The sequence below is a fragment of the Postechiella marina genome (assembly GCF_039538365.1).
In the GTDB taxonomy this organism is placed as follows: domain Bacteria; phylum Bacteroidota; class Bacteroidia; order Flavobacteriales; family Flavobacteriaceae; genus Postechiella; species Postechiella marina.
This window is the reverse complement of the sequence record NZ_BAABCA010000009.1, coordinates 1-15,397: the sequence shown is the minus strand read 5'-3', so window position 1 is coordinate 15,397 and position 15,397 is coordinate 1. Positions and strand designations below refer to the sequence as shown.

Genomic DNA, 15,397 nt, shown 5'->3' with positions numbered 1-15,397 from the left:
TGCAATTAATTTATACAATGAAATAAGATTACACTTATCTTTAGATTATAAAACACCAAATATGGTATATAAATTATCAGCGTAAATTCAATTTTAACCTGTAGCCATATTTCAGGACGAGACATTAGAAAAACTATGTGGACATTAGAAAAAATCGAACAACATATCAATGATGGGATAGAAGAAAATATCCATCTTGATTACAAAGGAGCTGGTTCAATAGCAAAGTCTGGTGAAAAAAAGAAAGAGATTTCTAAAGATGTTAGTGCTTTTGCAAATTCGGATGGAGGTGTTATAATTTATGGTGTAAGAGAATTTGATGAAACAGGAAAAACGCATCTTCCAGAGAAAATTGACCCAATTGATGCTAATGAATTTTCTAAAGAATGGTTAGAGCAAATAATTAATAGTACTATATCACCAACAATTCCTAAAGTATTAATCACACCAATTCAAATAGGAAATAAGGAAGATAATCAAGTAATCTATGTTGTAGAAATACCGAAAAGTAATACCGCTCATCAAATGAATGATAAGAGGTATTATCGCAGATATAATTTTCAATCTATTGCTATGGAAGATTGGGAAATAAAAGATATAATAAATCGACTGTCTAAAACCCAAGTTGATTTACATTTCACCTACTTACCACCAAAATCGTTTCTTGAAAAGCATCCTGATATGCCAGTTATTGGTATTGATGTTTGGGCTTATAATTCAGGAAATAAGGTGATTAAATATTTAGATTGTTACATTACAGGTAATGCAGATACAGCAAAAAATATAAATAAACCCTATGTGAATGGTGATTTTGAAAAATATTATTCCAACATAATAGAACGTGAAGCAACAATAGGTGACGACACTTTTGTAATAAGTTCCGAACGAGAAGTAATATTACCGAATACATCAAGAAAAATGGGACATATTGAAATTAGCAACCTCTTTATTCAAGAAGAAAGCACAATCAAATTTCAATTATCAACTGAGGACAATGTGAAGTTTATTGAATACAAAGGAAAAGAAATAATAAAATAACGAACGTACAACACCGTATATAATTTATTGCTAGTTCTAGCCTACTTACGAAAATCCTCTCGGATTTTCTATTAGGTTTTTATTTGCTAAATTACGTGCTAAACCACGCAACAAACCATATACAAACACGTTGTAGCCAATATAAGAAACGCCTATGGGAACTTGGGGAACAGGAATTTCTTCAAACGATATTTATGAAGATATTAATTATGAATTCTTTGAATTATATAATCAAGGAATGGAAGTTTCTGCGATTACTGAAAAGTTAATTCAGGAAAATAAAGAACTGATTGATTCTCACGAAGACCAAAATAATTTTTGGATAACTATCGCAAAATCTCAATGGGAATGCAAATCACTTGACCCAAAAGTTCTTAATCGGATTAAAGATATTGTCGAATCTGGAAAAGATATTGAATTGTGGAAAGAACTTGACGCTTCAAAATCTGACTTGACTAAAAGGCAAAAAGTTTTAGATAGCTTTTTAAAGAAAATATCAAACGAAAAAAAGACATCTCGAAAAAGAAAAGTAAAAAAATCACGAAATGCGATTTTCGAAAAAGGAGATTGTTTAGTTTTTAAATTAAGTGATGGAGATTATTGTGGAGTTTTCGTGTTGGAATCGGAAAAAGAAACGGAATTCGGACTGAATTTAATTGCTGTAACTGACATTAAACAATCGGAAAAACCAACTGAAAAGGATTTTGAGAATGCCAAACTATTATTTAGACTTGAACAGCAAATAAACAAGGAGTTTAAACCAAAGGAACAAATTAGTTGGTATTATGCTCAACATTTCAAAAAATCGGAAACGGAATTTGAAAAAATTGGGCAATTAAAAGTTAATAAAGATTACTATTCAAATAAAGACCATCAGAGTTTTTCGAATTGGGACAATCTTAAATTATTTCAAGATGAATTCTATTCTGACTTTGAAAATAATAAGTGCAAGAACAAAGTAAAATTAAGTAGTTTAAGGAAAAAATACTGGCTACAACACCGTATATAATTTATTGCTAGTACTAGCCTACTTACGAAAATCCTCGCGGATTTTCTATTCGGTTTTTATTTGCTAAATTACGTGCTAAACCACGCAACAAACCATATACAAACACGTTGTAAAACATATGAAAAAAATCCTGCTGACATTAATATTTGGAGCTTTAATATACTCTTGTTCTACCACAAAAATCGGAAGTGATAAGACCAAATATTTTGATGAAAACAGTGTTGAAATAAGTAAATCAAAATTTAATCGAATTCGTTCCACAAATAAACTATTGGATATTCCCGGAGATTCTGCCAATCACAAAAAATTGACATTAAGAGAAAAGCGTGGGAAAATAAATGATAGAAACAGTTTGGAATTATTACTTGAAAATACAACGAATCGTGAATTGGATTCAAAAAAGCCTATTGCTATAATTTATTATCCAGGAAAAGACCCTTGTAATAGTAGCGGAACAACAAATAAAGAGTGGATTGCAAATTGGCACGAACAATTGGAAGAAGGCTTAAATCAAGTAGCTAAAATTAAACCATTATACATTTATAAAGACAACGATGGACTTGAAAAATATAATGGAATTTTAAACTGGTATAACGACCCAAAAGGAACCGTTGAAAGATTGTTTTTTGAACATCATTATCCTTGTAAGAGTTTTGTAGTAATTTCTAAAGATGGAGATTATATAAGCTACTTTGGAGAATTTGGAAAAGAGTATGTTTGGGAAGCAACTCAACTTATGAATAAATAAATAAATAAATACGTTTTACAACACCGTGTATAATTCATTGTTCGGTTCGTGTGTACTCGGAAAATTCCTGCGGAATTTTCCTTTAGTCAGTTTTCTTTTACTAATTTAGACCTAGCCAACACAACGAAACCATACACAAATACGTTGTGCGTAAGCTAAAAATTGAACTATGGAAGAAATTTTCAAGTATTTAGGAATATTTTCTACATCAACCGTTGTTGCTTACGGACTGATTAGATATTTGTCGCAGAAATTTTTCGAGAACTATCTTACCAAACGAATAGAATCTCATAAGAGCGAACTTGCGAAGTTAAATATTTCACACCAAATCCAATTTTCATCACTTCATAAAGAAAGAGCTGTAGTAATAAAAAATTTATATGACTTTTTATATAATTACAAATTAGCAATACTGGATTTTTTCGAGAATGAATTGGATGATAAAAACCCAAAGGAACATCTTGAACACAAGTTAGCAGAATGGACTAAAGGAGTTATGGCATTTAGCACAACTTTTCATCAAAACAAGATATTTTTCTCGACTAATCAAGTGGAATTAATAAATACCATAAATAACGAGATGGACAAAATAAATAAAGACACAAGAATATTTCTTTCCAAGTACTCATATGCAGAAGACCAAATAAAAGAAATAAAAGAAAAGAGTTCGGAATTTATGGAACTGAAAAGTAGGTGCGATATATTTTTGAATAATACGTTTGACTTGGAGAAACAGCTCGAAACGGAGTTTAGGAAGTTATTAGGCGTAGAAATCTGAATAGAAAAAGCCTACGCACAACAAAGTATATAAAAAATTGCTATTTTGTGCTTAACCAATGTTAGTTGCTTTGTTTGCTAGCTTCTGATTTTCCTTCGGAAAATCCTCGCACACAAACACGCAACTTTCCATATACGTAACCGTTATACAGCAGTGATCGCTCAAAAAAATCAGAACGCAATTTTAGCGGAATAAAAACAAAACACTCCTCTATTCTGAAACTGAAAATCATTTGCGGAAACAAAAATCACTCTAACGGAAATGAATTAGTTTGCGGAAATTAAAAAATCACTCTAGCGGAATTAAGCTCGGTTGCGGAAATTTTTCCAATCTGAAACTCTAGAAAAAAATTATTGCAGAAATAACAAAACCTACTTTAAAAAAGTAATAAAAATCTTTAAAAAATTAAAACCGCTGTATAACAATGTGTAAAAAAAATACTATTTTTAGTCATTAATCGTAACGCCTGTACTTTGTTTGCTTACTTCTGATTTTCCTACGGAAAATCCTCGTACACAAACCCGTACTTTAGTTACACGCAACGTTGGCAACAAGCTAGAGAAACACTCGAACAAACAATAAAATGAATAGAATAGTATTAATTGGAAATGGATTTGATTTAGCTCACGGAATGAAAACAAGCTACAAACAATTCATAGATAATTATTGGGAAAAGTGTATCAAAGAAGTTCTTGAATTAGCTATAAATATTGAATATGAAAATGAAGAAATAATAGTAAAACAAAGAGGTTACTATGAAATTATTGCGACTGATTACAAAGAGTTTAGTAAAACCTTAAAAAGACAAAATGTAAAACTCATTTTCAAAAATAAATTTTTTGAAATTATTACAGAGAAATCTAATATCCAAAATTGGGTGGATATTGAAAATGAATATTATGATTTGTTAAAAAATTCTAGAACAGCAGGAAACTATAGTATAACTCAACTAAATTCTGACTTTAATAAAGTAAGAACTAGATTGGTTGAATATCTCAAAGAAATTGAGACAAACTTCAATAATAATTTAGGACAAGAATATTTAAATACAAAAAGAACTATTGGGCATAAAATTTATCATCCTTTTAAACTAAAGGACTTTTCAGAATCATCTTTAAATCAAAAAGCTGAATTAGAATACAATTCAATAAAAAAAGATTTAGAAGCTCTTGCGGAAGAGCAAATAACGATGGAAGAAATAAGCGAGGATAAGAGAAGACTAATTCAAAGAATTAGCAAGAAAAAACCATTTTTTGAAATCAAAAAACTTCTTCAATCAGAGTCTGCTTATTCGTATTTTGACTTAATTCCTGACCAAACAATATTCTTGAATTTTAATTACACTTTTACCGATAAAATATATAACAACCCAAATGAATTTGACCAATTTAATAATGGTAAATTTTCTTCTGTAAAATCTATTCACATTCACGGAACAACTGATAGACTTGACAATAATCCTGTGATTTTTGGATTCGGAGATGAATTAGATGATGATTATAAATCTATAGAAAAACTGAATGATAATGATTTTTTAGAAAATATAAAATCAATTAATTATTTAGAAACAGACAATTACAAAAAGCTACTTGAGCATATTAATAGCGGAAATTTCCAAGTTTTTATTTTTGGACATTCTTGTGGAATATCTGACAGAACACTTCTTAATACCATTTTCGAACACGAAAATTGTGCTTCAATAAAGTTATTCTATCACCAAAAAGGAGAAAATATTGATAATTATAGTGACATAGTTAGAAATATCTCTCGGAATTTTAATGACAAAGCAAAAATGAGAGATAGAGTTGTGAATAAGAATTATTGCGAACAATTAAGATAAAGCCAGTTGCCAACACCGTATATAATTTATTGCTGGTTCTAGCCTACTTACGAAAATCCTCGCGGATTTTCTATTCGGTTTTTATTTGCTAAATTTAGGTGCTTAAACCACGCAACAAACCATATACAAACACGTTATACAGCAGTGATCGCTCAAAAAAATCAGAACGCAATTTTAGCGGAATAAAAGCAAAACACTCCTCTATTCTGAAAAAGAAAACCATTTGCGGAAACAAAAATTACTCTAACGGAAATGAATTAGTTTGCGGAAATAACAAAATCACTCTTGCGGAATTAAGCTCGGTTGCGGAAATTTTTCCAATCTGAACCTCTAGAAAAAAATTATTGCAGAAATAACAAAACGCAATTTAAAAAGTAATAAAAATCTTAAAAAATTAAAACCGCTGTATAACAATGTGTAAAAAAAATACTATTTTTAGTCATTAATCGTAACGCCTGTACTTTGTTTGCTTACTTCTGATTTTCCTACGGAAAATCCTCGTACACAAACCCGTACTTTAGTTACACGCAACGTTGTGTGTAATTTGAGAAATGAGACAAACGATAACAAAAAGTGATAAAAATTTAAAGATTCTGAACAAGCTAATCGCGAATGGATTTTATAATGGTTATGTCGGAACTGAAAAGTTTGAATTAATGAGGAATCGTTTTCCAAACAACCACAGACTAATCGGAATTTTGAATGACACGGGAAATTATGATTTAAAATTTGACTTAAAATCGCCGATGAATATTTTAGCGAAAGTTTTACTTGGAATAGGAATTCTGATTTCAATAATGTCGTTGATTAAAGGAGATTGGATTTTGCCAATTGCGTTAGCAATTTTCGGATTGATAATGTTTGTCGATTTTAAACTAAAAGAGAAAAAAGAAATAAACCTTTTTACGGATAAACTATTGGAATTCCATAAAAATGAATATTAAAAAAGACTAATGCAGAGAACAGAAATTATAAATAAAACCGAGCTTTTTAAGCTGATTGAATTTATTCTATCTAATTCTAAAGCTGAATTTTATGAATCATATTCTGAAATGGAAAAAGAATTAGTTCGGATAAATAATTCCTCTGAATTTAAAGACTATTTCGAATATTCGACTTCTGAAAAGAAAAGGCAATTAGGATTTGGGATTTATAATCCTGAAAGTAAAGGAAAATTCTCTATAACTAAATTAAAACTCGACCCGAAATACTGCAACGGAAAAACCTATAGAAACCGAATTGATGGTTGGGGAATAATATACGTTCATCTGAATTTACTAAACGCTGAAAACGAAATTGAATGCCGAATTTCAGTGAACTCAAAAAAAAGAGTTGAAAATTGGAAAAGCACTAATCCTGAATTTGGAAATCCTGAATTGTGGGATTGGAAAATAATAGAAAGTAACGCTAGGAAAATAATAAAACAATTAAAAAACTACACACAACACCGTGTATAATTAATTGCTAGGTTCTTCCCTACTTGCGAAAATTCCTGCGGAATTTTCACGAGTTCGTAAAAGTTTACTAAATTAGTTGCAGAAACACGCAACTAACCATACACAAACACGTTATACAGCAGTGATCGCTCAAAAAAATCAGAACGCAATTTTAGCGGAATAAAAACAAAACACTCCTCTACTCTGAAACTGAAAATCATTAGCGGAAACTAAAATCACTCTAACGGAAATGAATTAGTTTGCGGAAATTAAAAAATCACTCTTGCGGAATTAAGCTCGGTTGCGGAAATTTTTCCAATCTGAACCTCTAGAAAAAATTATTACAGAAATAACAAAACGCACTTTAAAAAGTAATAAAAATCTTTAAAAATTAAAACCGCTGTATAACAATGTGTAAAAAAAATACTATTTTTAGTCATTAATCGTAACGTCTGTACTTTGTTTGCTTACTTCTGATTTTCCTACGGAAAATCCTCGTACACAAACCCGTACTTTAGTTACACGCAACGTTGCCAGTAATTTGAAAAAACATTGGAAGTCACAAAAAAAGACATAGAAAAATTAATTAGATTGAGAAAAAAAGACACTTTTCTAAATCACTTATGGAATGTTTTTTCTCGTGATTTACGTCAGAAAGGAGAAATAGGTCGGAATGAAATAAAAGTTTGGAGACAAAATATGTGGAATACGACTTTTTACCCAGTCTTTACCTTTGAATTAAATGCTAATAATCATTTAGTTAATATTACTAGTAAATTGAATCCAGTTGGAAAATCATTAATCGGAATTTTCATAGTTGGTTTTCTATATGCTATATTCCCTAAAAACCCATTAGAATTTGACTTATTTGAAAGTTGGCCAATAATTGTTGTTATTTCTGTTTTTGCTATAATTTTTACTTTATTCTGGAGAATGATTTATCGATTTGAAAGACAAAACCAACTTGATGAAATGTTTGAATTTTTAGATATAGAAGTTGAGGAACAGAAACCAGAAAAAGAATGGTCGTTAAAAAGAATTTTAATTAGATTATTTACATATCCATTTTGCCTTTTTTTAATTGGACTGACTTTATTCACAGCTATTCCTAATGGACAATATGGACTAGCAATTGGTACTTTGGGGTTTGTTGGTTTTTACCTCGTGACTGATTTAAAAATGATATTTAGAAAAAAAACTACTGGCAACAATGTATAAAAATAATGCTAAATTAGTTGCTTAATCAAAGGTTAGTGCACTTTTGTTACGTCTGATTTTCCTGCGGAAAATCCTCGCACACAAAACCGCACTATTCTTATACGAGCACGTTACACCACATTTGAAAAAAACACTCGAAATAGAAATTGACAATTACGAAAATCCGATTAAGGAATTAATTGGACAATCTATTTTGGACGTAAATTATTACGAAATTGATTACGGAGAGGCTTTATGGAATGAAATCGAATATCACTCATTAGATTACGGAATCGAAATTACATTATCGGACAATAATTCTTATTATTTTATATGGGGAAACGAATTCACTCAGTACGATGTGAAATTCAGAAAAGGTGATATTATAACGGAATTTAGATCTGAAAATAGCGCGAAAAAATATTCCGCAACTCAAAATCAAAAATGGACGGAATTGATTGGAAAAAAAATATGCGGAATTAAAAGCTTTTGGTCATACTGGAGTTTGATTAATGAAAAAAAACGGAATTATTATCCACAAGATATACGAATTGAATTTGAAAATGGGAAAGAAATATGGATTTCAGCATTTGAGATTAGAGACGGAACAAACTTTGGAATGCAAGACCACATAACCATATTTTTTGACAAACAAACGGCTGAAAAATATAATATCGGAAAAGAAAACGTGGTGTAACAATGTATAATTTCAACTAAGGTTTGGTTGTGTCCTGCGGACACAGACGCAAAAGCGTCGAAGTTAGCTCTTTTTACTATCTTTACTCCTAACCTTCCCTTAGCTGGGAAATTATACAAAACCGTTATACAGCAGTGATCGCTCAAAAAAATCAGAACGCAATTTTAGCGGAATAAAAGCAAAACACTCCTCTATTCTGAAAAAGAAAACCATTTGCGGAAACAAAAATTACTCTAACGGAAATGAATTAGTTTGCGGAAATAACAAAATCACTCTTGCGGAATTAAGCTCGGTTGCGGAAATTTTTCCAATCTGAACCTCTAGAAAAAAATTATTGCAGAAATAACAAAACGTACTTTAAAAAGTAATAAAAATCTTTAAAAAATTAAAACCGCTGTATAACAATGTGTAAAAAAAATACTATTTTTAGTCATTAATCGTAACGTCTGTACTTTGTTTGCTTACTTCTGATTTTCCTACGGAAAATCCTCGTACACAAACCCGTACTTTAGTTACACGCAACGTTAGCTGTTATTTGAAAAATGGAATCAGAAATTAATTTTTACACAAACTTTACAGAGGAAACTTTTGATGACAACACCTGTTTCTTATGCGGTAGTGGGTGTGAAATAAAAACTGCAGAACATATTTTTCCTAAATGGCTACAACATAAATACGATTTATGGAATAAACGACTTACAGTAACTAACGATACAACAATTCCATATAGGAATTTAACTGTTCCTTGCTGTGAAAAGTGTAATAATGAAGACCTTTCAAGAGTTGAAGAAAAATTTCAATCACTTTTAGATAGGTCATTTGAGAATTTAACTTTAGAAGATGAACAAATAATTTTTCAATGGTCAGCCAAAATTCTGTACGCTACAAGATACAAGGAATTATCATTATTGGTCGATAGAAAAAATCCTGATTTGGGAAATATATTAAGCCCTTATGAATTAGAGGGGTATTCAGCTTTACACTTGTTTTTACAATCAATCAGATTTAAAACAACATTTCACGAACCCAAACCTTGGAGTTTGTTTATTTTTAATTGTAAAGACGATGAGTTTTTTTATCATAACAATATTGTTGGATTATGTTTTTCAATGAAATTTGGGAAAATTGCTTTTACCATAGTTTTTGAGGATAATAATGTTATTGAAGATTTTATGGAAGGACTAAAAAAGCTTAAGGACTATCCCATTAATTTTCCTCAATATCTTGAAGTCAACGCTAATTTATTTTACAGTGCTATTATTAAAGAGAATGTTCCAAAATACATTACCTCATATAATGATAATACCAAAGAGATAAACGTAGACACAGTTGGAATTTTACGTTCAAGAAAGTGGAACGACAAAGAGTATGCATATTTATTAGACCATATTCTAAAAAGTTGCGGAATTGATATTGGACACAGCACTTGGCATCCAGATGGAACAATAACCTCTTTTCTTGTAGACGAAAATGGAGAACATTTAACACGAAAATTATTTGAAAAATAAAAAACAACAGCTAACACCGTATATAATTTATTGCTAGTTCTAGCCTACTTACGAAAATCCTCGCGGATTTTCTATTCGGTTTTTATTTGCTAACTTTAGTGCTTAAACCACGCAACAAACCATATACAAACACGTTACCACACATTTTGAAGAAACATAACAAATGCATATTAATCTTGAGCATATTAAGCGGACTTTTCGGGTGCAATAATCAAAAAAAGGATTTTGTCCTTAATGAATTCAAAACCCAAATTGAAAAGCAAGGAATGAAAATTGATTCAATAGACGAAACAGAATTGATTTTCATCTCCAAAGGCGACATAACACTTAATGTAAGTCTTGATAATATCAGAAGAGATTACCAAAGGGACAAAGACAAATCCATTATATCGGACTTTGCTAAAACTTTAATGAATTACACTCTCGAAATGCCTGAAAAATGGACTGAGGCAAGAGAGAATATTTTTATTTCCTTATATCCAAGCGATTATGAATTCAAAGATTTTATAAACTATAAATTGACTGACAAAGTTCATAAGATTTATATTCATAGAGAAAATGATATGCTGACTTGGATTTCGAAGGAAGACATTGAAAAATGGAACATATCGGAATCTACTCTAAATGAACAGGCTGAAAAAAATGGAGACAGAATTTTAGCCAAATCTACCATTGAATATAACACAATAGAAAATAGAAAACTCGGAAGATTAGAATCTGAATTTATCAATTTAAAAGGAGCACTTTTACTAGCGTCTTCAATGAAGGAAAAAATTCAAACGGATTTTAGTTTTCCTTTTTATGCAGTAATTCCTGTTCGAGATTTTTGTTATGTTTTCTCAGAAAATGATTTTGAATTTTTCTCGCAACGTATTGGACAAGTTGTTGTGGAAGAATATAAACAATCAGGTTATCCATTGACAACAGAACTTTTAAAATTTTCAAAAAACGGAATTGAAACTGTTGGGGTTTATGATGCGTCCGAATAAAAAACGTGTGGTAACAAAACCTATAAACAATACGGGTTTAGGTTTTAAATGCTAAGGTTTGCGTATTTTTATGAAGTCCGCAAAATCTTTGGGATTTTGCTTTGGACAGGAAAATAAAAAACAAAACCAAAAGATTTCGCTATGTGAGTGGCGGAAAGCAAACGTTAGTTTGCTCCCGTACTGTTAATAGCTCAACCGTTATACAGCAGTGATCGCTCAAAAAAATCAGAACGCAATTTTAGCGGAATAAAAGCAAAACACTCCTCTACTCTGAAACTGAAAATCATTTGCGGAAACAAAAATCACTCTAACGGAAATGAATTAGTTTGCGGAAATTAAAAAATCACTCTTGCGGAATTAAGCTCGATTGCGGAAATTTTTCCAATCTGAACCTCTAAAAAAAAATTATTGCAGAAATAACAAAGCGAACTTTAAAAAGTAATAAAAATCTTAAAAAATTAAAACCGCTGTATAACAATGTGTAAAAAAAATACTATTTTTAGTCATTAATCGTAACACCTGTGCTTGGTTTGCTTACTTCTGATTTTCCTACGGAAAATCCTCGTACACAAACCCGTACTTTAGTTACACGCAACGTTGGCAACAAGCTGAAAAACGACAGTTCTTACCATAAAATCAATTGTTAAAAATTAATTTATTGCAAATTTAATTAGCAAAAGCTAAAAAAGATGAGTGAATATAAATACGGAGACCGAACTTATAAACTGACTAATGGAAATTATGATGTTGAATTACCTAATGAAATAAAACAACCTGAAACAGTATTCAAATACTATGGTAAGACAGATTATAGTATTGATGCAATAATAAAAAACTATTTATTTTGTAGTCATCCATATCATCTAAACGACTCTATAGATAGTTCAAGTCTTTTGTGGGATTTTACAAATTTACCGAAAGCTGTATTTGAAAAATTCTATACGCAGTATGGTTTTGATAAAGTAATGGTAATAGACTATGAGAAAGAAAAAGCACATGGTTTTGTTACAATAAAACAGAAGTTTTTTGAAATGGCTTCTAAAAATGCTGGAGTAATATCTTTAACAACTAATTCATTGCAAACTTTAATGTGGGCTCATTATTCTACAGAAAGTGGATTTATGATAGAATTAGACTGGAAAGAAATAAAAAATAACCTAAAAGGTTTAAATCCAAAATTGAACAATTATGCTTTTTTTCCAATACAATACGTTGACAAACTAGAAACTATTGATTTTTTTGGTAATGGTTTTAATTCACCTGACATACCATATCTTTATTCAACTGCTGTTAAAAGAAAAGATTGGAGTTACGAAGATGAATGGAGGTTAATGACTTATACAATGGATTACGGTGTACCTAATTCTATTAGAGGTCCTTTTCAAGATATTCCAAGTCATCACGACAGAAAGGTGTTCTATCCAAAAGATGCTATAAAATCAATAGTTTTAGGCAAACATTTTTTTAATGGTTCAAATTTGAAAAAAGTAATTGATGATAAAACTTATCAATTAAAAAAAGGCTCTGATTTAGATTTTGTAGACTTTCTGGAACAAAACTATAATGACCGAATTTATTTCTGTGGAGAATACCAGAATGGAACGGAATTTAAAAGAAGTGCTGAAAAAGTTCACTTCAAAAAAGTTAATACTGACACAATACAAATGATAAGAGAAAACAAGGTTTATGTATAAAAAAGCCAGTTGCCAACACAGTATATAATTTATTGCTAGTTCTAGCCTACTTACGAAAATCCTCGCGGATTTTCTATTCGGTTTTTATTTGCTACATTAGTGCTTAAACCACGCAACAAACCATATACAAACACGTTATACAGCAGTGATCGCTCAAAAAAATCAGAACGCAATTTTAGCGGAATAAAAACAAAACACTCCTCTATTCTGAAACTGAAAATCATTTGCGGAAACAAAAATCACTCTAACGGAAATGAATTAGTTTGCGGAAATTAAAAAATCACTCTTGCGGAATTAAGCTCGATTGCGGAAATTTTTCCAATCTGAACCTCTAAAAAAAAATTATTGCAGAAATAACAAAGCGAACTTTAAAAAGTAATAAAAATCTTAAAAAATTAAAACCGCTGTATAACAATGTGTAAAAAAAATACTATTTTTAGTCATTAATCGTAACACCTGTGCTTGGTTTGCTTACTTCTGATTTTCCTACGGAAAATCCTCGTACACAAACCCGTACTTTAGTTACACGCAACGTTGTAAGCAAGCTAAAAAAACCGAATGGCAACATTATTAGAAGATATAAAAAAGCAATCCGATTGGACAGTTAAAGCGTTCAAATCGGACGGAATTGAACTGGATTACTCAATGGGAAGTTTAATTGAAATTGACCGATTTATCCAAAAATACACTAAAGACGGACAACCGATCAAAGGTGGTCGACTTGCCAAAGGTTATGGCGGAAAAATATTTTCGATTGGCTCATATATTGGAGAAACTTTAATAAAAAATGTTTCTGATTCGAAATGGATTACTGACGACAATGACCCTCACGGAGAAGTGAATATCGAAGTGAATTTGTCAGACGGAACTCGATGTTGGCCAATTCAAAAATTAATGAAAAGGATTCAAAACGGACTTGAGGACGGAATTTATCCTTATGGAGTAAGCGTGACAAACAAAAAAGCGAATGAAAAATATGACGGAGAGTTTTGGAAAATAGAAAATGAAGTAAAACCAATGGAACCGAAAAAACCTTGGTGGAAGTTTTAAAAATAAAAAAGCCAGCTTACAACACCGTATAAAAATAATGCGTAAGTTTATTCCTAAACCCAAGTTAGTGCTTGTTTGCTTGCATCTGATTTTCCTTCGGAAAATCCTCGCATCCAAACTACGCACTATTCTTATACCAACACGTTAGGCACAATTTATGAAACTCATCAGCCAAATAATAAACGAACTAATTGACAGCGAAAAGTCGATTAATGGTGCTTTGCTTAAAACTAAAGTACTAGCAAGTCGAATACAGAATAAGGAACTATTAGATTGGGTAAATGGTGAACTCAATGGATATTCGTCTGCAAAATATTTACCTGAATACCGAAAGAATATAACTTCTTATTTAAAAGGAAATTATGTTAACGGTAATATGAAATATACTAACCAACCGATTCCGACAATTGGACTTGATAAAATTTTCCAAAAGAACTTACAATCAACCGAATTTCAAGATAGTATTACTGCTTTAGAAAATCTAATTGACAACAATGATTCTTCAACTTTGGCTTCACCTTTAAGAGCAGAAATAGTTGGAATGATTGAAGAGAATTGGATAGGAATGGGAAATCCATACCTTCAATTAATGAATGTTAGTAAGATAATTGCAAAAAGTGCGATTGTAGAAGTTGTTTCTAAAGTGAGGAATAAACTTTTAGACTTTATGCTTAAAGTTGACGAAGAGTTTGGGAGTCTTACAGAAATTAAAGATTTAAAAGAAAAACAAAAAGAAATATCAACTATTATGAGCCAAACTATAATTAATACATCTGGAGACGGAAATGTTGTAAATACTGGAGATAAGAATAAAATAAGTGCAAAAATTATCATTGAAAAAGGTAATAAAGATGCTTTAGTTAAACATTTACAAGAAAGCGGAGTTTCAGAACAAGATACAGCTGAGTTAATAGAAATTATTGACACAGAAGAACCAAACTCTGAGAATAAAACATTTGGAAAAAAAGTCAATGATTGGACAAAAAAGATGATTGGTAAAGCTGTTGACGGAACTTGGAATATTAGTTTAGGTGCTGCTGGTAATCTTTTAGCAGAAGCTATTGGGAAATATTACGGAATGTAAAACTGTGCCTAACAATGGTTATAAGTAATTGCTTCTACTCGCCTACTTTGGAAATTCCTGCGGAATTTCAGCCAAGTGCGTACTTGCGAAATTTATTGCTAAATTTACGCAACTACTCATAGCCGAGACCGTTATACAGCAGTGATCGCTCAAAAAAATCAGAACGCAATTTTAGCGGAATAAAAGCAAAACACTCCTCTACTCTGAAACTGAAAATCATTTGCGGAAACAAAAATCACTCTAACGGAAATGAATTAGTTTGCGGAAATTAAAAAATCACTCTAGCGGAATTAAGCTCGGTTGCGGAAATTTTTCCAATCTGAACCTCT

At 30.9% G+C, this 15,397-nt stretch carries 14 protein-coding genes; all 14 read left to right on the top strand.

All coding sequences use genetic code 11. The features are described 5' to 3' along the window. Window positions 1-135: 135 nt before the first annotated feature. The 14 genes from ABD715_RS17545 (at window position 136) to ABD715_RS17480 (ending at window position 15,068) form a co-directional block, all read left to right on the top strand. Window positions 136-1,038 carry an AlbA family DNA-binding domain-containing protein gene (locus ABD715_RS17545; RefSeq protein WP_344789647.1) on the top strand — a complete coding sequence of 301 codons (903 nt, stop codon included), beginning with the start codon at window positions 136-138 and terminating at the stop codon, window positions 1,036-1,038. Window positions 1,039-1,192: 154 nt separating this feature from the next. Beyond that, window positions 1,193-2,047: a hypothetical protein gene (locus ABD715_RS17540; protein WP_344789646.1), complete on the top strand. Its 855-nt coding sequence runs from the start codon at window positions 1,193-1,195 to the stop codon at window positions 2,045-2,047. 118 nt (window positions 2,048-2,165) lie between these two features. Beyond that, the gene (locus ABD715_RS17535; protein WP_204346667.1) at window positions 2,166-2,795 is read left to right on the top strand and encodes a hypothetical protein; all 630 of its coding nucleotides are present in this window, start codon (window positions 2,166-2,168) and stop codon (window positions 2,793-2,795) included. A gap of 169 nt (window positions 2,796-2,964) precedes the next feature. Beyond that, window positions 2,965-3,573, top strand: a complete 609-nt coding sequence (locus ABD715_RS17530) for a hypothetical protein (RefSeq protein WP_344789645.1) — start codon at window positions 2,965-2,967, stop codon at window positions 3,571-3,573. A 583-nt stretch (window positions 3,574-4,156) separates the two neighbouring features. Next, entirely contained in the window at window positions 4,157-5,413 is a 1,257-nt protein-coding gene (locus tag ABD715_RS17525; protein ID WP_344789644.1) for an AbiH family protein, read from the top strand. A gap of 551 nt (window positions 5,414-5,964) precedes the next feature. Beyond that, on the top strand, window positions 5,965-6,357 hold the full coding sequence (locus ABD715_RS17520; RefSeq protein ID WP_344789643.1) for a hypothetical protein: 393 nt from the start codon (window positions 5,965-5,967) through the stop codon (window positions 6,355-6,357). 9 nt (window positions 6,358-6,366) lie between these two features. Then, window positions 6,367-6,870 (top strand): hypothetical protein, encoded by a 504-nt coding sequence (locus ABD715_RS17515; protein WP_344789642.1) that lies wholly within the window; start codon window positions 6,367-6,369, stop codon window positions 6,868-6,870. A 531-nt stretch (window positions 6,871-7,401) separates the two neighbouring features. Continuing rightward, window positions 7,402-8,067 (top strand): hypothetical protein, encoded by a 666-nt coding sequence (locus tag ABD715_RS17510; protein ID WP_344789641.1) that lies wholly within the window; start codon window positions 7,402-7,404, stop codon window positions 8,065-8,067. A gap of 121 nt (window positions 8,068-8,188) precedes the next feature. After that, window positions 8,189-8,743, top strand: coding sequence for a hypothetical protein (locus ABD715_RS17505; protein WP_344789640.1), 555 nt, complete (start codon window positions 8,189-8,191; stop codon window positions 8,741-8,743). Window positions 8,744-9,285: 542 nt separating this feature from the next. After that, a complete protein-coding gene (locus tag ABD715_RS17500) occupies window positions 9,286-10,251 on the top strand; it encodes a hypothetical protein (RefSeq protein WP_344789639.1) in 966 nt (321 codons plus the stop codon). 176 nt (window positions 10,252-10,427) lie between these two features. Then, window positions 10,428-11,240 carry a hypothetical protein gene (locus tag ABD715_RS17495; RefSeq protein WP_344789638.1) on the top strand — a complete coding sequence of 271 codons (813 nt, stop codon included), beginning with the start codon at window positions 10,428-10,430 and terminating at the stop codon, window positions 11,238-11,240. Window positions 11,241-11,929: 689 nt separating this feature from the next. Then, entirely contained in the window at window positions 11,930-12,934 is a 1,005-nt protein-coding gene (locus ABD715_RS17490) for a DUF2971 domain-containing protein (protein ID WP_344789637.1), read from the top strand. A 558-nt stretch (window positions 12,935-13,492) separates the two neighbouring features. Further along, the gene (locus ABD715_RS17485) at window positions 13,493-13,984 is read left to right on the top strand and encodes a hypothetical protein (protein WP_298538078.1); all 492 of its coding nucleotides are present in this window, start codon (window positions 13,493-13,495) and stop codon (window positions 13,982-13,984) included. Between the two features lie 157 nt (window positions 13,985-14,141). Next, complete coding sequence (locus tag ABD715_RS17480; protein ID WP_344789636.1) at window positions 14,142-15,068, top strand: AbiTii domain-containing protein; 927 nt, start codon at window positions 14,142-14,144, stop codon at window positions 15,066-15,068. Window positions 15,069-15,397 lie beyond the last annotated feature (329 nt).